The organism is Methylobacterium sp. WL8, from assembly GCF_008040045.1.
GTDB classification, from domain to species: domain Bacteria; phylum Pseudomonadota; class Alphaproteobacteria; order Rhizobiales; family Beijerinckiaceae; genus Methylobacterium; species Methylobacterium cerastii.
Genome location: NZ_VRVF01000049.1, coordinates 1 through 20,665, shown reverse-complemented (window position 1 = coordinate 20,665; position 20,665 = coordinate 1). Strand labels below are relative to the sequence as shown.

The 20,665-nt window shown below is 70.0% G+C and carries 17 protein-coding genes, 1 tRNA gene and 2 pseudogenes; 5 read left to right on the top strand and 15 right to left on the bottom strand.

What is annotated here, in order from left to right; translation table 11 throughout:
- Window positions 1–15: 15 nt before the first annotated feature.
- Window positions 16–2,328, bottom strand: coding sequence for a PAS domain-containing protein (locus tag FV234_RS17165; protein ID WP_147830541.1), 2,313 nt, complete (start codon window positions 2,326–2,328; stop codon window positions 16–18).
- Window positions 2,329–2,332: 4 nt separating this feature from the next.
- On the bottom strand, window positions 2,333–3,151 hold the full coding sequence (locus tag FV234_RS17160) for a Crp/Fnr family transcriptional regulator (RefSeq protein WP_147830539.1): 819 nt from the start codon (window positions 3,149–3,151) through the stop codon (window positions 2,333–2,335).
- A gap of 173 nt (window positions 3,152–3,324) precedes the next feature.
- On the opposite strand from FV234_RS17160, the gene FV234_RS17155 reads away from it, so the two are divergent.
- Window positions 3,325–4,458 carry an MBL fold metallo-hydrolase gene (locus FV234_RS17155; RefSeq protein WP_147830537.1) on the top strand — a complete coding sequence of 378 codons (1,134 nt, stop codon included), beginning with the start codon at window positions 3,325–3,327 and terminating at the stop codon, window positions 4,456–4,458.
- A 27-nt stretch (window positions 4,459–4,485) separates the two neighbouring features.
- Here the strand turns inward: FV234_RS17155 and FV234_RS17150 are convergent, their stop codons facing one another.
- The 4 genes from FV234_RS17150 to FV234_RS17135 form a co-directional block, all read right to left on the bottom strand.
- Window positions 4,486–5,307 (bottom strand): EamA family transporter, encoded by an 822-nt coding sequence (locus FV234_RS17150; protein WP_147830557.1) that lies wholly within the window; start codon window positions 5,305–5,307, stop codon window positions 4,486–4,488.
- Between the two features lie 70 nt (window positions 5,308–5,377).
- Window positions 5,378–6,691: an ATP-dependent protease ATPase subunit HslU gene (gene hslU / locus FV234_RS17145; RefSeq protein ID WP_147814156.1), complete on the bottom strand. Its 1,314-nt coding sequence runs from the start codon at window positions 6,689–6,691 to the stop codon at window positions 5,378–5,380.
- A complete protein-coding gene (locus tag FV234_RS17140) occupies window positions 6,688–7,788 on the bottom strand; it encodes a hypothetical protein (RefSeq protein WP_246686218.1) in 1,101 nt (366 codons plus the stop codon). Before FV234_RS17140 ends, hslU begins: the two co-directional genes overlap by 4 nt.
- Window positions 7,789–7,885: 97 nt before the next feature.
- The gene (locus FV234_RS17135) at window positions 7,886–9,556 is read right to left on the bottom strand and encodes a HAMP domain-containing methyl-accepting chemotaxis protein (protein WP_147830535.1); all 1,671 of its coding nucleotides are present in this window, start codon (window positions 9,554–9,556) and stop codon (window positions 7,886–7,888) included.
- Between the two features lie 263 nt (window positions 9,557–9,819).
- Between FV234_RS17135 and FV234_RS17130 the strand changes: the two genes are divergently transcribed.
- Complete coding sequence (locus FV234_RS17130; protein WP_147830533.1) at window positions 9,820–11,253, top strand: hypothetical protein; 1,434 nt, start codon at window positions 9,820–9,822, stop codon at window positions 11,251–11,253.
- Between the two features lie 54 nt (window positions 11,254–11,307).
- Here FV234_RS17130 and hslV read toward each other — a convergent pair whose 3' ends face one another.
- The 5 genes from hslV to FV234_RS17105 all read right to left on the bottom strand — a co-directional run bounded on the left by hslV (window position 11,308) and on the right by FV234_RS17105 (window position 17,116).
- Window positions 11,308–11,844, bottom strand: coding sequence for an ATP-dependent protease subunit HslV (hslV, locus tag FV234_RS17125; RefSeq protein ID WP_147751489.1), 537 nt, complete (start codon window positions 11,842–11,844; stop codon window positions 11,308–11,310).
- A 136-nt stretch (window positions 11,845–11,980) separates the two neighbouring features.
- Window positions 11,981–12,703: an ABC transporter ATP-binding protein gene (locus tag FV234_RS17120; RefSeq protein WP_147814519.1), complete on the bottom strand. Its 723-nt coding sequence runs from the start codon at window positions 12,701–12,703 to the stop codon at window positions 11,981–11,983.
- On the bottom strand, window positions 12,696–14,801 hold the full coding sequence (locus FV234_RS17115) for a branched-chain amino acid ABC transporter ATP-binding protein/permease (protein WP_147830531.1): 2,106 nt from the start codon (window positions 14,799–14,801) through the stop codon (window positions 12,696–12,698). The genes FV234_RS17120 and FV234_RS17115 overlap by 8 nt, the downstream gene beginning before the upstream one ends.
- A 4-nt stretch (window positions 14,802–14,805) precedes the next feature.
- The gene (locus FV234_RS17110) at window positions 14,806–15,678 is read right to left on the bottom strand and encodes a branched-chain amino acid ABC transporter permease (RefSeq protein ID WP_147830529.1); all 873 of its coding nucleotides are present in this window, start codon (window positions 15,676–15,678) and stop codon (window positions 14,806–14,808) included.
- Between the two features lie 211 nt (window positions 15,679–15,889).
- Window positions 15,890–17,116 (bottom strand): ABC transporter substrate-binding protein, encoded by a 1,227-nt coding sequence (locus tag FV234_RS17105; RefSeq protein ID WP_147751474.1) that lies wholly within the window; start codon window positions 17,114–17,116, stop codon window positions 15,890–15,892.
- Between the two features lie 367 nt (window positions 17,117–17,483).
- On the opposite strand from FV234_RS17105, the gene FV234_RS17100 reads away from it, so the two are divergent.
- Window positions 17,484–17,557 (top strand) — tRNA-Gln (locus FV234_RS17100).
- A 59-nt stretch (window positions 17,558–17,616) separates the two neighbouring features.
- On the opposite strand, the gene FV234_RS17095 is transcribed toward FV234_RS17100, so the two are convergent.
- The 4 genes from FV234_RS17095 to FV234_RS17075 form a co-directional block, all read right to left on the bottom strand.
- Window positions 17,617–18,645: a tyrosine-type recombinase/integrase gene (locus FV234_RS17095; protein ID WP_147830526.1), complete on the bottom strand. Its 1,029-nt coding sequence runs from the start codon at window positions 18,643–18,645 to the stop codon at window positions 17,617–17,619.
- A gap of 331 nt (window positions 18,646–18,976) precedes the next feature.
- The gene (locus tag FV234_RS17085; protein ID WP_147830522.1) at window positions 18,977–19,309 is read right to left on the bottom strand and encodes a DUF2190 family protein; all 333 of its coding nucleotides are present in this window, start codon (window positions 19,307–19,309) and stop codon (window positions 18,977–18,979) included.
- 2 nt (window positions 19,310–19,311) lie between these two features.
- Complete coding sequence (locus FV234_RS17080; protein ID WP_147830520.1) at window positions 19,312–19,524, bottom strand: hypothetical protein; 213 nt, start codon at window positions 19,522–19,524, stop codon at window positions 19,312–19,314.
- 3 nt (window positions 19,525–19,527) lie between these two features.
- On the bottom strand, window positions 19,528–19,776 hold the full coding sequence (locus tag FV234_RS17075; RefSeq protein WP_147830519.1) for a hypothetical protein: 249 nt from the start codon (window positions 19,774–19,776) through the stop codon (window positions 19,528–19,530).
- Between FV234_RS17075 and FV234_RS17070 the strand changes: the two are divergent.
- Window positions 19,767–20,192: pseudogene (locus FV234_RS17070) on the top strand (transposase); the annotation flags it as partial. The gene FV234_RS17075 and the pseudogene FV234_RS17070 sit on opposite strands and share 10 nt — an antisense overlap.
- Window positions 20,188–20,538 (top strand): annotated as a pseudogene (locus tag FV234_RS17065) (IS630 family transposase); the annotation flags it as partial. The pseudogenes FV234_RS17070 and FV234_RS17065, both read left to right, overlap by 5 nt.
- Window positions 20,539–20,665 lie beyond the last annotated feature (127 nt).

Below are 20,665 nucleotides of genomic sequence, written 5' to 3'. Positions count from 1 at the left end.
AGACCGGCGTCCAGCTTACGATTCGAGCAGCCCGCTCAAGGGGGCCGTGACCGTGCAGGTGACCCCGCTTTTTGGGTAGGCGAGCCTTACCGTGCCGCCGATCGCGCCGACGAGGCCGCGCTCGATCAGGCGGGTGCCGAACCCCTTGCGGGTCGGCTCGAGCACGGACGGACCGCCCTGCTCGCGCCAGAGCAGGTGGATGACGGCGCTCCCGTCCGCGCGGTCGCGGCCCTCGACCTCCCAGCGCAGGACGACGCTGCCGTCCGGCACCGAGAGCGCGCCGTACTTGACCGCGTTGGTGGCCAGCTCGTGCGCCATCAGCGCCAGCGACAGCGCCGCCTTCGGGCCGACCGCGAGGTCGGGCCCCGAGAGCCGGAACCGCTGCGGCCCGCCGTCGTCGTGGATGCTCAGGGCGCCGCGCAGCACCGCCTCCATGCCTGCGCTCTCGCTCTCGCCGGAGAGCAGGATGTCGTGGGCCTTGCCCATGGCCACGAGGCGGGCCGACAGGGCCTCGCGGGCGGCGTCGAGGTCGGTGACGTTGCGCAGGGTCTGCGTCGCGATCGCCTGCACCAGGGCGAGGGTGTTCTTCAGGCGGTGCCCGAGCTCGTGGTGGAGGATGTCCTGCTGCTGCGCGGCGCGCTTGCGGTCCTCTATGTCGCCGACCGCCACCACCGCGCCGATGGTGACGCCGTTGGAATCCTTCACGGCCTCGCCGATGATCTCGATCCAGCGACGCGACCCGTCGGGCCGCTGGTAATGCGCCTCCAGCTCGGCGTGGTCGACCTCGCCGGCGGTGATGCGGGCGAGCGGGTAGTCCCCGGGCGGCACCGGCGACCCGTCGGCCCGGTAGGCGCGGTAGGCGCCGTACCCGTCCCGGTCTTCGGCCTGCACGGTCGGGTGGCCGAGGATGCGCTCCAGGCGCGGGTTGCCGAACACGATCCGTCCGCTCGGCGCCTCCGCCAGCAGGATGCCCACCGGCATGGTCTGCAGGACGGTGTCCAGCTGCGCCTGGTTCTGGCGCAGGCGCCGCTCGGTCTCGTTGCGGCGGGTGATGTCGAGCATCGCCCCGATCATCCGCACCGCCCGGCCGGCGTCGTCGCGGATGATGTAGCCGCGGTCGATCACGGCGGCGTAGCTGTCGTCGCCGCGCCGGAAGCGGTACTCGTCGGTCCAGGTCTCCACGGTGCCGTCGATCGCCGCGTGGATGCTGCGGGCGATCCGGTCGCGGTCCTCCGAATGGATCTGGGCGAGCCACCACGCGCCCTGCGGCACCACCGCGCCGAGGTCATGGCCGTGGGCGAGCGTCAGCGCCTCGTTCCAGCGGACCTGGTCGGCGACGAGGTCCCAGTCCCAGATCGCGTCGGTGGTGGCGCGCGCCGCCAGGCGGTAGCGCTCCTCGGTCGCCTTCAGAGCGAGGTCGGCGGCCTTGTGCTCGGTGATGTCGCGGACCGAACCGATGAAGCGGACGGCGACGCCGTCCTCGACGATCGCCCGGCCGCGGGCCGCGAGCCAGCGCTCGACGCCGGTGTCGGCCGCGATCACCCGGTAGTCGGTGTCGAACACGCCGACGCCGTCCGCGTCCATGGCCGCCCGGACCGCCGCGTCCGCGCGCTCCCGGTCGTCGGGGTGGACGCCGCCGAGATAGGTCTCCGCGTAGGTGATCGGGCCGCGCGCCGGCACGCCGAACAGGGCGCGCACCCGCGCGTCCCAGCGCAGCTCGCCGGTGGCGAGGTCGAAGTCGAAGATGCCGATGCCGGTGGCCTCGACCGCGAGGCGCAGCTGCTCCTCGGCGCGGGCACGGGCGGCGAGCGCCTGCTCGCGGTTCTCGATCGCCCGGCGCAATTCGAGCTGGACCATCACCTGGCGCGCCAGCGCGGTCAGGGTCGCCGTCTGCCGCGCCGTCAAGCCCTCGGGGCGCGGCACGGAGTCGATGACGCAGAGCGTGCCCAGCGCGAAGCCGTCCTGCGTGTGCAGCGGCGCCCCGGCATAGAACCGGATCTGCGGATCGCCGGTGACGAGGGCGTTGTCGCGGGTCCGCGGGTCGCGGGTCAGGTCGGGGATGACGAGGATGCCGTCGCGGCCGAGCGCGTGCGCGCAGACCGATTGGGTCAGCGGCGTCTCGCACGGGTCGAACCCGATCCGCGCCTTGAACCATTGCCGGTCCTTGGCGACGAAGCTGACGAGCGCCGTCGGGGTCTCGCAGGCCTGCGAGGCCAGGAGGACGATGTCCTCGAAGCCGCTCTCGGCGGGCGTGTCGAGGATGCCGTATTCGTCGAGGGCGGCGAGGCGCGCGCCGTCGAGCGGGTCCGGGGTCGGTGCGGCGGTCATGGCCTCAAGCCGCCTTTTCTCGCGAGGCCGAACCGCCTTGCGCGGCCGAACCCGCCGCGCCGGCCGCCGCCGGGTCGACGGCGACCAGCGTGCCGTCGTCGCGGTAGACCGCGCCGAGCACGTCCTCGAAATGGCGGCGCACGCGGTCGTGGCACTCGCAGGCCGCCCGCTCCAGGGCCGCCCGGTCGCGGATGGTGATGCGCCCGCGGGCCACTGCGATCATCCCGCGGTCGTGCAGGCCGCGCAGCACGCCCGACAGGTAGGTGCGGCGCACGCCGAGCATCTCGGCCAACACGTCCTGGGTGATCGGCAGGACGTCGGTCGAGAGCCGGTCGTGCAGGGTCAGCAGCCACTTGGCCGCGCGCTGCTCGATCGGGTGCAGGGCGTTGCAGGCGACCGATTGCAGGAGCTGGGCGATCAGGCAGTCGGAGTAGCGTGTGAACAGGTTGCGCAGGGTGCGCGAGGCCTGCTTGGCCGCCTGGAGGCGCCCGGCTTCCACGCGCAAGGCCGGGCCGCCGATCTGCACCACGGCGCGGCTGAAGGCCGGCAGGTAGCCCTGGCTGACCACGCCGCCGACGGCGCCCTCCCAGCCCACCGTCGCCGTCTCGGCCATGCGGCCGTCGAGCATGGTGATCGCCAGGGTGACCACCGTGTGGTCGCAGGGGAAGGTGACGTGCGAGACCGGGTCGCCCGAGCCGAACACGACGTCGCCGCGCACGAACTCCACCGGTTCGGCGTAGGGCGCGATCAGCGCCCGGTCGGCGGGCTGCAGGGCGCGCAGCAGGAGGTTCCTGCCGAAGGACGGGGCGGCGGTGACGGCCATGGCGGCAGCGGTTCGATCCTCACGTGCATCAAGGCCATAGCGCAGCGCGAGGCCGCCGTCTGTTCACAAGGCGAAGTTCGCGCCGATTTTCGCGGAGGCTGTCCCCGGTGCCAGTTCGCGACGACAGGGACGTCGGCTTGATTCCCAGGCGGCGCCGGCCATGTGATCACGGCATGAAACGGCGAAGCCTGCTCACGGCCGCGAGCGCGGCCACGGTGATGACCCTGGGCGGCGTCGGCTACGCCGTGCACCGGCGCGGGCGGAACCCGTATTACCGCGGGCCGACGAGCGACCACTTCGACGGGGTGCGGTTCTTCGCGCCCGGCCAGGTCGCCGACAATTGCCAAGTCGCCGACAAGGCACAAGTCGCCGACAAGGCTCAAGTCCCCGACAAGACGCAAGCCGCCGACAAGTCCCTGGGCGACGTCGTCCGCTGGAAGGCGGAGCGCGGCGGTACGGCGTGGCCGAAACGCCATCCGAGCCCGTTCCCGGCCGACCGGCCGCCGGAGCGCGTCTCGGACCTGCGCGTCGTGCTGATCGGGCATGCGAGCTACCTCGTGCAGGTCGCCGGCCGCAACATCCTGATCGACCCGGTCTTCGCAACGCGCGCGAGCCCGGTGCGCTTCGCCGGGCCGAAGCGGGTCAACCCGCCCGGCATCGCGATGGCCGACCTGCCGGCGATCGATTGCGTGCTGATCACCCACAACCACTACGACCATCTCGACGGGCCGAGCCTCGCGCGGATCTGGCAGGCGCACCAGCCGCTCGTCGTCGCGCCGCTCGGCAACGACGCGATCCTGCGCGGCTACGACGAGACGATGCACGTCGAGACCCGCGACTGGGGCGGCTCGGTCGACCTGGGCGATGGCGTGAGCGTGCACCTGACGCCGGCCTACCACTGGTCGGCACGAGGTCTGAACGACCGGCGCATGGCCCTGTGGTGCGCCTTCGTGATCACGTCGCCCGAGGGCGTCCACTACCATGTCGGCGACACCGGCTTCGGCGACGGCGCGATCTTCCGCGACGTGCGGAGGCGCTTCGGGGCTCCGCGGCTCGCGACCCTGCCGATCGGCGCCTACGAGCCGCGTTGGTTCATGCAGGCGCAGCACATGAACCCGGCCGACGCGGTCGCCGCCCTCGACCTGCTCGGCGCGCGCCAGGCGCTCGGGCATCATTGGGGCACCTTCAAGCTCACCGACGAGGGCATCGAGGCGCCGGCCGAGGCGCTGGACGCCGCGATGGACCAGGCCGGGCAACCGCGCGCGCGTTTTTTGGCGATGCGGCCCGGGCAGGTGTGGGAGAGCTGACCGCACTGGGGCCGCCCGCGCCCGCCTTCAAGGCGTCATCGCGGCCGCCTTCGCAGCCCTGCGACCGCCGGCAGTGATGCCGGCCGAGGCCGCGATCACGCAGCCGATCGCCAGCCATTGGAGCGGCGACAGGCGCTCGCCGAGGAGGATCAGCGCCGCAAGCGCGGCGATCGCCGGCTCCAGGCTCATCATCACCCCGAAGGCCTGACGCGTCAGGCGGCGCAAGGCCACCATCTCGAGGGAATACGGCAGCGCGCTCGACAGCACCGCGATCCCGAAGCCGAGGACCAGCGTCGCCGGGTCGAACAGGGCCGCACCGGAACTCGCCAAGCCGAACGGCGCCACCACCAGGGCCGCGGCCAGCATGCCCAGCGACACCGCCTGCCCGCCGTCGACCCGCCCGGCACGCTGCCCGAACACGATGTAGAGCGCCCAGGCCAGGGCCGCGACTAGGGCGTAGGCGACGCCGACCGGGTCGAGGCCGCCGGCGTCGCGCAGGGGCAGCAGCAGCCCGAGGCCGAGGATGGCGAGGCCGATCCAGGCGAAGTCGGCCGCCCGGCGCGAGTCCGAGAGCGCGACCGCGAGCGGCCCCAGGAACTCGATCGCCACCGCCGGCCCGAGCGGGATCGTGCGCAGCGCCAGGTAGAAAGTCAGGTTCATCATCCCGAGCGCTGCGCCGTAGAGCGCGATGATCCCGGCCTCGCGAAGCCCGAGGCTCCGCCGCCACGGCCGCCACACCGCGAGCAGGATCAGGGCCGAGAAGCCGACGCGCAGGCTCGACACCCCGGCGGCGCCGACGGCCGGGAACAGGCTCTTGGCCAGGGCCGCCCCGCTCTGGAGCGAGACCATGCCGGCGACGAGCGCGACGACGGGCAGGAGCGTCGCCGACGCCCCTGCCCGCTCGATGTGGCGCACCACGCTACAGGATGAAGCGGCTGAGGTCGGCGTTGGCCGCGAGGCTCTCGACCCGGTCGCGGACGTAGGCCGCGTCGATCGCCACCGTCTCCCCGGCCCGGTCGGTGGCGGTGAACGAGACCTCGTCGATGACGCGCTCCAGCACGGTCGAGAGGCGTCGCGCGCCGATGTTCTCGACCGAGCCGTTCACCTCCACGGCGACGCGGGCGAGCGCGTCCACCGCGTCGTCCGAGAAGGCCAGCGTCACGCCTTCCGTCTGCATCAGCGCCACCGTCTGCTTGAGCAGGCTCGCCTCGGTGGAGGTGAGGATCTGCTTGAAGTCCTCGACGGTGAGCGGCTGCAGCTCGACGCGGATCGGCAGGCGGCCCTGCAACTCCGGCAGCAGGTCGGCGGGCTTCGAGACGTGGAAGGCGCCCGACGCGATGAACAGCACGTGGTCGGTCTTCACGGGCCCGTGCTTCGTCGTCACCGTCGTGCCCTCGATCAGCGGCAGCAGGTCGCGCTGCACGCCCTCGCGGGAGACGTCGGCCGAGGAGCGGCCCTCGCGGGCGCAGATCTTGTCGATCTCGTCGAGGAAGACGATGCCGTTGTCCTCGACCTCGCGGATCGCCTCGCGGATCAGCGCGTCGTCGTCGACGAGCTTGTCGGATTCCTCCGCCAGCAAAGGCGCGTAGGCGTCGCGCACGCTCATCCGGCGCGGCTTGCCCTTGGTGGCGCCGAACGCCTTGCCGAACATGTCGCCCAAGTTGACCGCGCCCATGGACGCGCCCGGCATGCCGGGGATCTCGAACATCGGCATGCCCGAGGACGGGTTGCCGGCAAGCTCGATCTCGACCTCCTTGTCGTCGAGCTGGCTGTCGCGGAGCTTCTTGCGGAAGCTGTCGCGGGTGGGCTGGCTCGCGGTCGGGCCGACCAGGGCGTCGAGGATGCGGTTCTCGGCCGCCGCCTCGGCCTTGGCCTTGACCGCCTTGCGCTTCTCCTCGCGCACGAGCCCGATCGCCACCTCGACGAGGTCGCGCACGATCTGCTCGACGTCGCGGCCGACATAGCCGACCTCGGTGAACTTGGTGGCCTCGATCTTGAGGAACGGCGCGCCGGCGAGCCGCGCCAGGCGGCGGGCGATCTCGGTCTTGCCGCAACCGGTCGGGCCGATCATCAGGATGTTCTTCGGCGCGACCTCCTCGCGCAGCGGCCCGGTGAGCTGCTGCCGGCGCCAGCGGTTGCGCAGCGCGATGGCGACGGCGCGCTTGGCGTCGTGTTGGCCGACGATGAAGCGGTCGAGTTCCGAGACGATCTCGCGGGGGGAAAACGTGGTCATCGGGCTCCGATCGGGTGCGGCAGCCGGGCTGCCAGGCGCGCGGGCAGGCCGCGCAGGACGAGGCCCCGCATCGCGTGCCAGCCGGCGCTGAGAAGCAGGACGAAGGCGCCGAGCGCGAGGAAGCTCAGCGGGGCGGCCCGGCTGGTGAATCCGGCATCGCGGATCAGGGTTCCGAACGCGATCCCGGCATAGGTCAGGCCGGCGACCAGGATCGCGCGCCGGTCGGTGACCAGGGCCACCAGCGCCAGCAGCAGGACGACCCCGAGCACCAGGATCGCCGAGACCGTCGTCGGCGCGTCGCCGCTCCGGAGGACCGTGGTCAGCATCGGATGCACGATCAGCGGGGCGGCGAGCAGGTGCAGCCAGAACGCGATGTCGGTGCGTCGGGTCTGGCGCTGCCGGTCCGCGAGGTCGAAGCGCATCGCGAGCGCGAAGACCGCGAGGCCCGCCGCGACCAGCAACGCGCTGAAGGCGCCGGCATCGAGGCTCGGCACGAGGGCGAAGGCCAGCGCCAGCAGCGTGCCCGCGAGCGCGGCCGCGCCCGCCGCGATGGTGATCGGCACGGAAAAGCGCCGGTAATGCAGGGCGCACAGCGCCAGCGTCGCGAGCGCCGCCCCGGCATAGGGGAGCGGCGCCGGCGCGCCCGAACCGCTCGGTCCCGGCAGGGCGCTGCCCCAGCCGACGGCGATGCCCGCCATCGACGAGACGGCGAGAAAGGATTCCACCGCGAAGATCGCGAGCAGCGCGATGCTCGGCAGCGCCATCCTGCGGCGGCGGGTGAAGAACTCGGCGAGCCCCCAGGCCAGGGCCGCCACGAGCACCCGGCTTCCGGTCTCGCCGAGGGTGTCGCCGGCCAGCCACCACGCCGCGCCAAGGAACAGGGCGATGCCGAGGGTGACGAAGATGTCGGCGAAGCCCGTGATGAAGCGCAGGCGCTCGTCGTCGTCCACCCGCTCCGGCTCGGGAGCCGCCACCTCGCGGGCGAGCCGGTCGAGGGCTTCGACCTGCGCCGCGGTGAGGATGCCGCGGGAGACCGCACGCGACAGGAGCGCGTGGTCGATCACCGGACGGACGGCGGGCAGGAGGATTGCGGGCACGAGGGGGGATGGCGCATCGCCCCGATCTAAGCGCAGGGCGGCACGCTTACCAGGGCCGATGCCGAGGGTGATCCCAAGAGCTGTTTCCGGCCTGCCTTCAGGCGGCGCGGATCTCGCGGACGAACCCGTCGACCTCGCCGCCGAGGCCCGCGGAGCGGCGCGCGAGGTCTCCGGCCGCAGCCAGGACCTGCCCGGCGGCGTCGCCCGCCTGGAGGGCGGCGGCCTGGACCTCGGCCATGGTCTCGCTCACCGCACGCGTCCCCTCGGCGGCGTCGCTCACGCTGCGGGCGATCTCCTGGGTGGCGAGCTGCTGCTCCTCCACCGCCGCGGAGACGCCCATCGCGATCTCGTGGACGGAGCCGATGGTGCCGCCGATCTCCTCGATCGCCGCCACGGCGTCGGCGGTGGCGTCGCGGATCTTGGCGATCTCGGCGGTGATCCGGTCGGTGGCGAGGGCGGTCTGGCCGGCGAGGCTCTTCACCTCGGCAGCCACCACTGCGAAGCCGCGGCCGGCCTCGCCGGCGCGCGCCGCCTCGATCGTGGCGTTGAGCGCCAGCAGGTTGGTCTGGCCGGCGATACCCGAGATCAGCGAGACGACCTCGCCGATGCTGGCGGCGCTGCGGGCGAGCCGCTGCACGGACTGCTCGGTGCGCCGCGCGTTCTCGACGGCGCCGGCGGCGGCGATCGAGGTCTGAGAGACCTGCGCGCCGATCTCGTTGGCGGTCGCGGCCAGCTCCTCGGTGGCCGCGGCCACCGCCTGGACGTTCATCGAGGCGGTGCCGGCGGCGTCCATCACCGCCTGCGACTGCAGGCTGGTGCGCTCGGCGTTGCGCGCCATGGCGCGGGCGGTCTCCTCCATCGTGCCGGCGGAGGCGGCGAGATGGCCGACGAGGCCGCCGACGCTGACCTGGAAGCGGTCGGCGAGGGTGTCCATCTCGGCCCGCTTGATCGCCCCGGCTTCGAGGCCGGCCTGCGCCTGGCTGCGGCGCAGGGCGTCCGCCTCCCCCATCGCGTCGGCAAACGTGCGCATGCTCGCCCAGATCGCGCCGATCTCGTCGCGCGACGGCTTGACCGGGGGCAGGTCGCGGTCGCCCTGCGCGAGGCGACGGATCGCCGTGGAGACGGCCCGCAGGGGCTTGGCGATCATCCGATGGCCGACGAGGCCGCCGACGAGCAGGCCGCCGAGGGTTCCGCCGAACGCCAGCGCCAGGAGGAGCCGCAGGCGCTCGACGTAGAGCGCTTCGGCGGCGGCGTTCAGGGTCTCGATGCGCTCGCGGCTCCGCTTCACGAAGGTTTCGATGCCGGTCTGGAAGGCGACGCGGTTGTCGCGGTTCGCGTCGGTGAAACCCTGCTCGGCGGCGGCCTTCGGCGAAACCTCCGTGCCGAGGCGGGCGGTCTCGGTGCGGTGCCGGCGGAACTCCGCGGCGTCCTTGGCCACGCGCTCGAACAGCGGCCGGTCCGCCTCCGGCACCGCCGGGCGCCACTCGGTCAGCAGCGCATCGATCGCCGAGAGGTCGCGGACGATGCCGGCGGCGTATTTCCGCGCGGCCTGGGTGTCGGCGGCGGCATAGATTCCGCGCGATTCCAGCGCCGTGTCGGTGGCGAGCCTAGTGAGCTCGGCGGCGAACAGCGCGTTCTCGGTGGCATTCCGCGCCGCGCCGACCGATCGGTCGAACGTGCGCAGGGTGTCGAGGCCCACGCCTGCGACCACGAGGGTCACGAGACTGGAGGCGCCGACCAGTCCGAGAAGTTTGCCGCCGATCGTCATGCGCGTCAGGCCCTGTGCTTGCGCAGCGGACCATATCCACAGGTTGTCAAGGACCCGTTACCCATACAACCTGTTCGACGCGGCGCGGTCTCAGGGCGTAAGCAGGACATCGCCCTGTTCGTCGCCGCGTTCCGACCGAAACCGTGAGGTCGTCTGCATAAATCCGGGGGCGGCGCCGGTACAACCTTGACCGTCGTTTCGTCAGACCGGATGAGAGTTCGAGCGCCGGATCGATGTTCGAGCCCGGTTCGGGGGTGACGCACATGAAACGTTGGATCGTGGGGGCCGCCCTCTTCATCGGGCTGGCCGCGCCGGCCTTCGCCAAGGACATCGTCCTGCCGGCGAAGGAGCCCGCCGTCACCGCGACGATGCCGGACGACTGGGACACCAGCGTCTACGAGACCGAGATCGCCTCCGTCTCGGCGGACGGCGACATCGTCGTCAACATCGCCACCGACAGCAAGTCGCGCCTCGATTCGCTGATCAAGGACAGCAAGGCCTACCTGACGAAGAACAAGGTCAAGCTCGTCGGCAAGCCGACGGAGCAGACCATCGACTTCAACGGCACCCCGGGCCAGGTGCAGCGCTACCAGGCGACGGACAAGAACGGCAAGGCGATCATCGACTTCGTCACCCTCGACGCGAGCCGCAACCGGGCGGTCCTGGTCACCGTGTGGGGCTCCGAGGACGACCGCGCGACCAACGAGACCGCGCTGTCGGCGATCATGAAGAGCGTGACGATCCCGGCCGGCGGCGGTGGCGGCGGGTTCTGGTCGGGCGGCTCCGTGCAGTCCGGCAAGGTCGGGGCGGGCAAATCGGAAGCGAGCAGGGCGGAAGCCCCCGCGGCGGCCAAGCCGCCGGCTCCCGCCGCCGTAGCCTCTCCTCCGGCCGCAGCCCCGGTCGCCAGCCAGAGCCTCGGCGTGCGCCGGGTGCTGTTCGTGACGCGCCCGTCGGAGGGGTTCGGCGACGTCGACCCGCGCGCCGTGGGCGCCTTCCTGCCGAGCGAGAAGGTCATCACCTACATGGAGCCGGTCGGCGAGACGCTGGTGCCGGTGGCCGGCGGCGACGTCCGGTTCGGCCTGGTCGTCGACTACGTGCTGCAGAGCAAGGGCGGTGCGATCCTCGGCGGCCAGAAGGCCGTGATCGACAAGGAGTTCACAGCTGGGAAGGACGGCATCCTGGACGGCTACCCGAAGTTCTCCTTCCACTTCACGCTGGGCATCGCCGGCGTCGACCCGGGCGACTACGTCCTCGCCTTCACCCTGCGGGACAAGTTCAGCGACCGCACCACCCAGGTCGAGCGGCCGTTCACGGTGCTGGCAGCGGCTCCGGCGCCCGCTCCGACGGCTGCAGCGCCTGCGCCCGCGCCGACGACGCCCGCTCCGGCCCCAGTCGTCGCGGCGGCTCCGCCCGCCCCCGCGAGTGGGCTCTGCGCGCAGGACGCGGTGCGCACGGATTTGATGGCCTCAGTCAACGGCGCCCCCGACTTCAAGGACGGCAAGCGCCGGCTCAAGGCGCTGGTCGAGCCCGAGACGGTCTTCGAGGATCGCAAGGGCAAGCGGATGACCTGCCGCTACACCTCGGTCTGGGACGAGACCCAGGACACGGGCACGACCGAGAAGCGCATGAAGATGACCTTCAAGGCCAGCGACGACGGCAAGGACGGCATCGACCTCGATTACAGCTTCGACAAGTAGCGGCCGCGCGGCCTCCCGGCGGCCTCAAAGCCGTCGGGACGGACCGGGTGAGGGTCAGACCGAGTCCGCGTCGAGGGATTCGAGGACGAGGCTGCCGTTGGTGTAGACGCAGATCTCGGCGGCGATCCGCATCGCCTTGCGCACGATCGCCTCGGCGTCGAGGTCGGTGTCCTCCAGGGCGCGCGCGGCCGAAAGGGCGTAGTTGCCCCCTGAGCCGATCGCCATCACGCCGCCCTCCGGCTCCAGCACGTCGCCCGCGCCCGAGAGCAGCAGGCTGACGTCCTTGTCGGCCACCAGCATCATCGCCTCGAGGCGGCGGAGGTAGCGATCGGTGCGCCAATCCTTGGTCAGCTCGACGCAGGCGCGGGTGAGCTGCCCGGGATACTGTTCGAGCTTGGCCTCAAGCCGCTCGAACAGGGTGAAGGCGTCGGCCGTCGCGCCTGCGAAGCCGCCGATCACCGCGCCCTTGGCCAGCCGCCGGACCTTGCGGGCGTTGCCCTTCACGATGGTCTGGCCGAGGCTGACCTGGCCGTCGCCGCCGATGACGACGCGGCCCGCCTTGCGCACCATCAGGATGGTGGTGGCGTGCATCTGAGCGGGGCCTGAATCGTCGTGTGCCAAGGGTGTCTCCGGGGTGTCGCCCGGCGACAGGTAGGGGCTCGCCCCCCGGATTGCCAAGCGGGCGCCCGGGCGGGCGCGATCCGAGCGGACGCCCGGAGGGGCGCGATCAGTGGTCGCCGCCGAGATAGGCCGCCCGCACCGCCGGATCGCTCTTGAGCTGGGCGGCCGGCCCCTGGAACCGGATGCGGCCGTTCTCGAGGACGTAGCCGTAGTCGGCCACGCCCAGAGCCGCCATGGCGAACTGCTCGACGAGCAGCATCGTCACCTGCTCCTCCTTGAGCTGGCGGATGATGCGGAACACCTCCTCGACGAGCTTCGGCGCCAAGCCCATCGAGGGCTCGTCCAGCAGCAGGATGTCGGGGCGCAGCATCAGGGCGCGGCCCATGGCGAGCATCTGCTGCTCGCCGCCCGACAGCGTGCCGGCGAGTTGCAGCCGGCGCTCCTTGAGCCGCGGGAACAGCGCGTAGGCGCGTTCGCGGTCGGCGGCGACGTCGCCCTTCGGCCGCGAGCCGGTGAGCCGCGGGAAGGCGCCGAGCGTCAGGTTGTCCTCGACCGACAGCGTCGGGAACACCCGGCGTCCCTCCGGCGAGTGGGCGAGGCCAGCCCGCGCCACGTCGTGGCTGTCGAGGCCCGAGATCTCTCGGCCGGCGAGCTTGATCGAGCCCGAACGCGGCTGGATCATGCCCGAGAGCGCCCGCATCGTCGTGGTCTTGCCGGCCCCGTTCGAGCCGATCAGCGTCACGACCTTGCCCTTCGGCACCTGGAACGAGAGCCCGTGCAGGACCTCGATCTGGCCGTAGCCGGCCGACAGGTTGGCGACCTCAAGCATGGGCTGGCTCCCTGCCGGCATCTTTACCGGCGTCCTTGCCAGCATCACTGGCCGTGCCGCCCATGTCGTCGGGGGCGCCGAGATAGGCCTCGATCACCTTCGGGTCGGCCTGCACCTCGCGGGCGCCGCCCTCGGCGATCTTATGCCCGAAATCGAGCACGCTGACGCGGTCGCACAGGCCCATCACCACGTCCATGTGGTGCTCGATCAGGATGACGGTGATGCCGGCGTCGCGGATCTTGCGGATGATCGCGGTAAGGTCCGCGATGTCGGGAGCGGTCAGGCCGGCGGCGGGTTCGTCGAGCAACAACAGCACGGGATCGAGCGCCAGCGCGCGGCCGATCTCGAGCAGGCGCTGCTTACCGTAGGGCAGGTTGCGGGCCTCGACCTGCGCGAGGCTCGCCAGCCCCATGAAGTCGAGGATCGCCATGGCGCGGGTGCGGGCCTCGCGTTCCTCGCGCTTGCGCCGCGGCGTGCCGAGGATCGCGTCGAAGATCGTGCCGTGGAAAGCGTGGTGCAGGCCGACGAGTACGTTCTCCAGGGCCGTCATCTCGCGGAAGAGCTGGACGTTCTGGAAGGTGCGGGCGACGCCGGATAGCGCGATCTCTGAGGGCGTGCGCCCGTCGAGGCGCTTGGCGGCGCTGCCGGCGGCGGCCAGGGTCACCGATCCGGCGGTGGGTTTGTAGATGCCGGTGAGCACGTTCATCATCGTGCTCTTGCCCGAGCCGTTCGGGCCGATCAGCCCGTGGATCGTGCCGGGCTTCACCGACAGGTCGATGCCGGCCAGCGCCTTTAGGCCGCCGAACTGCATCAGGGCCTGCTCGACCTTGAGCAGCGCCTCGGTCCCGGCGGCCTTGCCGCGCTGCGCGATGAGCGCGTCGCCGTCGGCCGAGAGCGCCTTGCCCTCCGCGGTGTGGGCCGGGCGGAGCGCCGGGATCTTCTCGCGCAGGAAGCCGACGATGCCGTCGGGCAGGTAGTAGACGACGAACAGGATCAGCAGGCCGAACACGCTGAGCCGGAAGTCGGTGACCGATTGCAGCGCCAGCGTCGCCGGCAGGAACAGGATGCAGAGCACCACCGGCACGAGGATGGCGAAGCGGTTCTCGGCCTTCCGCACGAAGGCCTGGATGCCGACGACGACGGCCACCGCGGCGATGAGACCGGCCATGATCCGCACGAGGTCGATGTCGGCCAGGATATTGGGCATCATCACGATGATGGCCGACCCGATCAGGGGTCCTGCCCGCGACTTCCGGCCGCCCATCGTCACCGCGAGCAGGAACAGCACGGTGAGCTCGAAGCCGTAGGAGTTCGGCGCGACGTAACGCTCCGACCAGGCGAACAGCGCGCCGGCGAGGCCCGCGAGCGCCGCCGAGACCACGAAGGCGTAGACCTTGTAGCGGTAGACGCTGACGCCCATGCAGTCGCAGGCGATCGGCGAGTCGCGCAGCGCCTCGAAGGCGCGCCCGAACGGCGAGCGCACGATGCGGTTCACCACCGCGATCGTCACCAGCAGGCAGGCGCAGACGAGATAGTAGAATTCGAGCTTGCGGCCGGCCGCGCCCCAGGGTGGGGTGATGCCGAACATCGCGAAGTCGATGACGCGGGCCGGCGGCAGGGTGATGCCGAGCGGCCCGTTGGTGATCGGCGTCAGCTCGTTGATGAAGATCTGGACGATGGTGCCGAAGGCGAGCGTCACCATGGCGAGGTACGGGCCGGTGACCCGCAAGGCCGGCACCGCGAGCAGCAGGCCGAAGGCGGAGGTGACGCCGATTCCGGCGAGGAGCCCCCACCAAATCCCGAGCTTGAAATGCAGGAACAGCACGGCCGCCGCGTAGGCGCCGACGCCGAACAGGCCGGCATGGCCGAGGCTGACCTGGCCGGTATAGCCGACGACGATGTCGAGCCCGAGGATCAGGATCGCGTAGATCGCGATCACCAGCAGCAGGTGGATGTAGTAGCTGCTCGTGACCACGTGCGGGAAGGCGGCGAGGAACACCACGAGGAGCACGGCGCCGAGCGCGCCGACATGCCGGCCGATCCCGGCGGAGGCCGAGGGCGCCGGGGCCGCGGCGGGCGCGAAGGTGGATTGCGCCATCGGCTCAGACTTTCTTGATCACGGCCTTGCCGAACAGCCCCACGGGGCGGATCGACAGCACGACTAGGAGCAGGATCAGGCCCGGCACGTCCTTGTAGCCGGTGGAGATGTAGAAGCCGGTCAGCGTCTCGGCGACGCCGAGGATCAGGCCGCCGACGATGACGCCGAGGCCGGATTCGAGGCCGCCGATGATCGCCACCGCGAAGGCCTTGAGCGCCAGCACCGCGCCCATGGTGGCGCCGGTGAGGGTGACCGGGGCGACGAGCACGCCGGCGAATGCCGCCGTCATCGCGCTGATCGAGTAGGACAGCGTGATGACGCGCTTGGTGTTGATGCCCATCAGGCCGGCGGCGTCGATGTCGTTCGAGGTGGCGATCACCGCCTTGCCCCAGATCGACTTGCGATTGAAGATCTCGACCGCGAGCATCATCAGCAGCGCGCCGGCGATGATCAGCAGCTCCATCGGCAGCATGCGGATGCCGCCGAGCTGGAGCGCCTCCTCGGGCAGCGGCGAGGGGAACTTGAGGTCGTCGCGGCCCCAGATGTTCTCGGCGAGGTTCCGGAAGATGATGCCGAGCGCGATGGTGGCCATGATCCACCCGTACTCGGACTTGATCTTCACCGCCGGGCGCACGCCGAGGCACTCGACGACGGCGCCGAGCGCGAAGCCGAAGACCAGCACCAGCGGGATCATCAGCCAGTAGCCGGTGAACGGCGCCAGCGTGAGGCCGAACAGGGCGCCGAGCGCCAGCGCCTCGCCCTGCCCGAAGTTCAGCGTCTTCGAGGTGGCGAAGGTGAGCTGGTAGCCGAAGGCGATGGCGGCGTAGATCATGCCGACCGCGACGCCGGAGGCGACGAGCTGCAGGAAGATGGTCATCGTGTCACCCGCGCCCGTCCGTGAAGGTCTTTTCGTTCATGCCGCCCGGTTCCGGTTCCGTGCCGGCGCGGGTCCCCTCCCCCGTGCGGGAGGCGCGCGCCGCGACCGCTCGCGATCGCGGCGAGGACCGGCCCGAAGGCCGCGCGCCGCCGGACGCTTGGGGTCAGCGTTCCGGCGGCTTTGGTTCATCCCGCGCAAGCGGCGGGATTCGTCAGTTGGAAGACTTTTCCTTCACGCGCACGACGCCCGCGTTCTTGGCGTCCGCGTCCTTGGCGTAGACGATCTTGCCGTCCTGAACCTTCCCGAACACGACCATGTTGCGCGAGATCGCGTTGTGGTCGGCGGCGGTGAAGGGCTTGTCGTAGGTCGTCACCACGCCCTCGACCTTCTCCTTCAGGTTTTCCAGCGCCTCGCGGATCTTCGGCCCGTCGGTTGAGCCGGCCTGCTTGATCGCGGCGGCGATCAGGAACACCGAGTCGTAGCCCTGCGCGCCGGCGACCGGGGTCGGGATCTTCGTCACGCCGTAGGTCTTGTAGTATTCCTCGAGGAAGGCCTTGCGCTTGGGCAGCGTCTTGTCCTCGATGAAGGTCTGCGGCATCACCACGCCGTTGCCGTTGGCGCCGGCGATGTCGATGAAGCTCTGCATCGAGGCCGGCCACGAGGTGATCATCGGCACCTTCCAGCCGAGCTTGGCCATGCCGTTGGCGATCTGCGCCAGCTCCGGCCCGATGCCGTAGGCGAGGATCACGTCGGCGCCGGCCTGCTGGGCCTTCAGCAGCTGGGCCGTCATGTCGACGTCCTTGATGTTGAACTTCTCGACCACGACCGGCTTCACGCCCTTGGCGCCGAGGTACTTCTCGATGTCCTCGCGGCCGAGCTGGCCGTAATTGGTCGAGTCGGCGAGGATGGCGATCTTCTTGTGGCCCTGCGCGACGGCCTCGTCGACCATCATGCCGGCCTGGAGCACGTCGTAGGCCGAGTTCCGGAAGACGTAGTTGCTGTCGTAGTCCGGCGCCTTGAACTGGTTGGTGATGATCGTGCCGGTGGCGACGTTGTTGAACACCGGGATCTCGGCTTCCTGGTAGAAGCGCTGCGCGGCGAGCGCCACGCCGGTGTTGACGAAGCCCAGGGTCGCGACGACCTTCTCCTTGCTGATGAGCTCCTGCGCCACCTGGGCGCCGACCTCGTTCTTGGCCTCGTCGTCGCGCTCGACGAGCTGGATCTGCCGGCCGAGCACGCCGCCGGCCTTGTTGATCTCGGCGGCCGCCAGGCGCGCGCCGTCGCGCATCGAGACTCCCATCGCCGACGAGCCGCCGGTATAGGGGCCGGTCACGCCGATCTTGATCGGGTCTGCGGCCTGGGACGGCAGGGCGCCGAGCGTGGCCAGTGCGGTCGCGCCGAGCAGGGCGCCGACGAACGCGCGCGTCGTCAGTCTCATGGCTGTTTCCTCCGTGTCCCGATCCGGGCGTTTCTTCTGTCGCGGCGCCTTGTGGCGCCGTCGCGGGCTCTGCGGCCCGAAGTGTCGGGCCCCGGCCCGGGCGCTGGAATATTGTCGAACGTGCGCACGAACGCAACGCGCCGCGCCGGGGCAAACCTACAAATCCAAAGGGTTGTGGGATTTCGCGGCGATCCTCGCACCGCCGCGCCGGCGGATGGGGCCGAGCCGGAATCGCGAAAGCGCGGCCGAACCCTGTTGACCGATCCGCGCTTTCCCCTTAACGGGAGCGCTCCCGAACGACGGACCCCTCCCGAGCGGTCGCCGGCTTCTAGCCGGCCCGGATCGCAGGCGGCCTCCGTCCCTTCGGTGGGGGATAGTTTAACGGTAGAACGGTGGACTCTGACTCCTCTGGTCCTGGTTCGAATCCAGGTCCCCCAGCCACTTGAAATCTCTAAGCTTTTCGCGTTTTCTGACTAGAACATAACGGCACGGTTGGACGCTCAGTTGGGAACTTTCGTTCTCGCTTCGAGCTTCCGGATCGCGCTCTCACCCAACCTAGGATCTCGGTTGAGGTAGTGAGCGTCGAGGATCGAGCGGACGTCCCGGAGCGCATGCCCGGTGATCGTCTCGATCTCGGCCTCGGTGCATTCGGCAAGTGCCAGCCGCGTCACGGCGGTGCCCCGCAGGTCATTGAACGTCACGCCCACGACCCCTGCCCGCTTGCACGCCTTTCGCCAGGACGTGTGAAACCCGTCCGCTGTCCAAGCGTCACCCTTCATGGTGGCGAGGATCGTGGGATGGCGCGGCGCCCGATTGAGAGCCGCCTTCAAAGGGGCGCCGACAGGGACGACGACACGTGTCCCTGTCTTCGATTGCTGCAGCCGAATCACCCGGCCGTCGTAGGCGTGCCACGTGAGCCGCAGGAGGTCGCCTTGCCGCTGGCCGGTCCACAGAGCGAGCGTAAGCGCGAGATGGAGGTGCGCGGGGGCCTCCGCGAGGAAGGCGGCTTCATCGGCCTCAGTCCATACCTTGTCGGCGCGCGTGACCCGGTACAGCCGCCCACCTTTCTCGCACGGGTTTGTGTCGATCAGGCCGCGCTTGACCGACCATGACAGAATCCGCGCGAGCACCGTCCACGCATAGTCAGCCTGTCGGCGCGAACGCTGCGCGAGCTGATCGCGCCATTCGAGGAATTTGGCTCGTGCGCGTCGATCGCTGAGTGCGCCCAACGGAAAGTCGGCGAACTCGCTCTCGATGATCTTGATCTGCCGGACGTAGTCGGCCTTCGTCTGCGCCGATCGGCTCTGAAAATCCTCGCTCGCTTGATAACCCTGCATCAGGGAAAGCAGGACGCCGCGTGGCGGCTGTCGGCGAGCTGAGACGGCTTCGTGGTAGGATGCGAGAAACTCGGGCGTTCCCGGCTCGCCCTTGAGCCTCGGCCCGCCCTTCCAAGCATAATAGTAAGTGGCCGAGGTCCCATCCGCGAGCTTCTTGCGGACAGCGTTCAGGCCTTTAAGGCGTACGCGCATTGCGCCGACCCTTCCAAGCGTCAAAGTCGGATGCGGGCGTGCTCGATACGGCTTGTTCGAAGCTCAAGACGATCTGTCCCTCGACGGTGATCTCTGCCCGCGTTGGCTTCATGCCAGCCGCGAGCGCGCCCTTGAGGGCACGGCTCACATCGGCTTGGCGGAAGCACTGTCGACGGGTTGTCATCGGTGGGTCGGATCTCTTCGAATGCAAGCAATGCGGAAATTGGTGCGGCCTTGTCCGATTGTCCCCCAATTTCCAGTGCGGGCAGGGATCGGACTGTTCGTTTTTGGACTGGCCGCGTCGCCCTCAGCTGCGCCCGCAAACCTTGAATTACTGAATGAAACCGTTGAGGCGGATGCGGGATACTGCGGCATCACCGAGCGCGGGCATGGCGGCGACGCCAATCAGCGTGTTTCCGCCGGCCGAGGTGGAGACGGCTTTGGTGCCGTCATTCCAGTACAGCTTGCCTCCGATGGCGGGCGTATCACCTGCAGCCTTGGGGAGGTCGAACACGCCTCCGGTGGCGATCTCGACAGGCGTGCCCTGCGCCGCGCTGTAGGCCGCTACGCCGAACAGCGAGCCGACGAGAACGCCGGCGCCGGACATTACTGAATAGGGGGCGGGCACAGTCATCACGTGTCCGTCCTGAACGAAGTTCTTCATCGTCAAAAGCCTTTCGAGGCATGGAGCCGGATCGTCGTGATCCGGCCGGTTGATTGAATGGAGATTCGCCGCTCAACGTCAGCGATGGCAGAGGCAAGTTCAGCGTCGGACTTGAACTTGGTTTCCTGGCCTTCGATCGAAACGCTGAACGTGCCGTTGCTTCGAATGCGACGCAGCTTAGCAAGCTGCGTTTGAAGTTCAGAGATCTCTTCCACGGATCAGGCGCCCGCGTTGCGATACCAGCCGCGGTGGTCGACGAAGCCGCCACCGAAGTCCAAGCGGACCCGGATGCGCATGCCATCGACGGTAAAGCCGAGTTCGCTGGTGAGCTGCGGGCCGGCCTCGCCTTCGAGGTAGGCGTATTCGAGCCCGTCGATCTCTGCCGGATCGGCGACGATATGCCAGGAGCCATCGTCGATCCGAGGGTCGACCACGACCGAGAGGAAGGTGAAGGCGTTACTTCGCACGCTGGCGCGACGACGGGCTGTTCGGCCGGATCAACCACACGCTCGTCATGGCCGACCGCGAGCGGGTCGGTCGAAGCGCTTCACCCACAGCCGCGGTGCTCGATAGCCAGAGCGTGAAGACCACCGAGAGCGGTGGCCCGCGGGGCTACGACGCTGGAAAGAAGGTCAAGGGCCGCAAGCGTCAGGCACTGATCGACACGGACGGGCGCGCTCTCGTGCTCGATCCGCAGGCCGCCGACGTACAGGATCGCGATGGGGCCGGACCGGTGCTGCGCCTGTCGCGGCGGACCTTCCCGTTCATCGCCAAGGCCTTCGCCGATGCAGGCTATGCGGGCGACAAGCCCGCGATGGCCACGATCATCAACGTCGACATCGTGCGCAAACCCAAGGATCAAGTCGGCTTTGCCGTGCACCCTGACCCGGCGTTGGGCAGCACGCGGAACGCGCCCCTCGGCTCCCAAGGATCAGCGCACGCAGTCAGCCTACATCTTTGGGGCGATCTGCCCGGCCCGAGGCGTCGGCGCGGGCCTGGTCATGCCCCGTTGCACCACGTCGGCCATGACCCATCACCTCGAAGAAATCTCCGCAACCGTCACGCCCGGCGCCAACGCTGTCCTCCTGCTCGACCAGGCCGGCTGGCACACCACCAGGAAACTGGCCGTCCCGGACAACATCACCCTGCTGCCTCTTCTGGCTCGTTCGCCCGAACTCAACCCGGTCGAGAACCTCTGGCAGTTCATGCGCGAGAACTGGCTCGGCAACTGGCCTGCCCCCATTCGGTGGCCCAGGTTCGAAGTTAGTGCATCGTCGGCCGTGTGACGATGGCGGGGTGAGCGAGCGGCGCTGATCTGCTCGGTTCCGTTGGCCAGATGACGACCTCCGGTGCAGG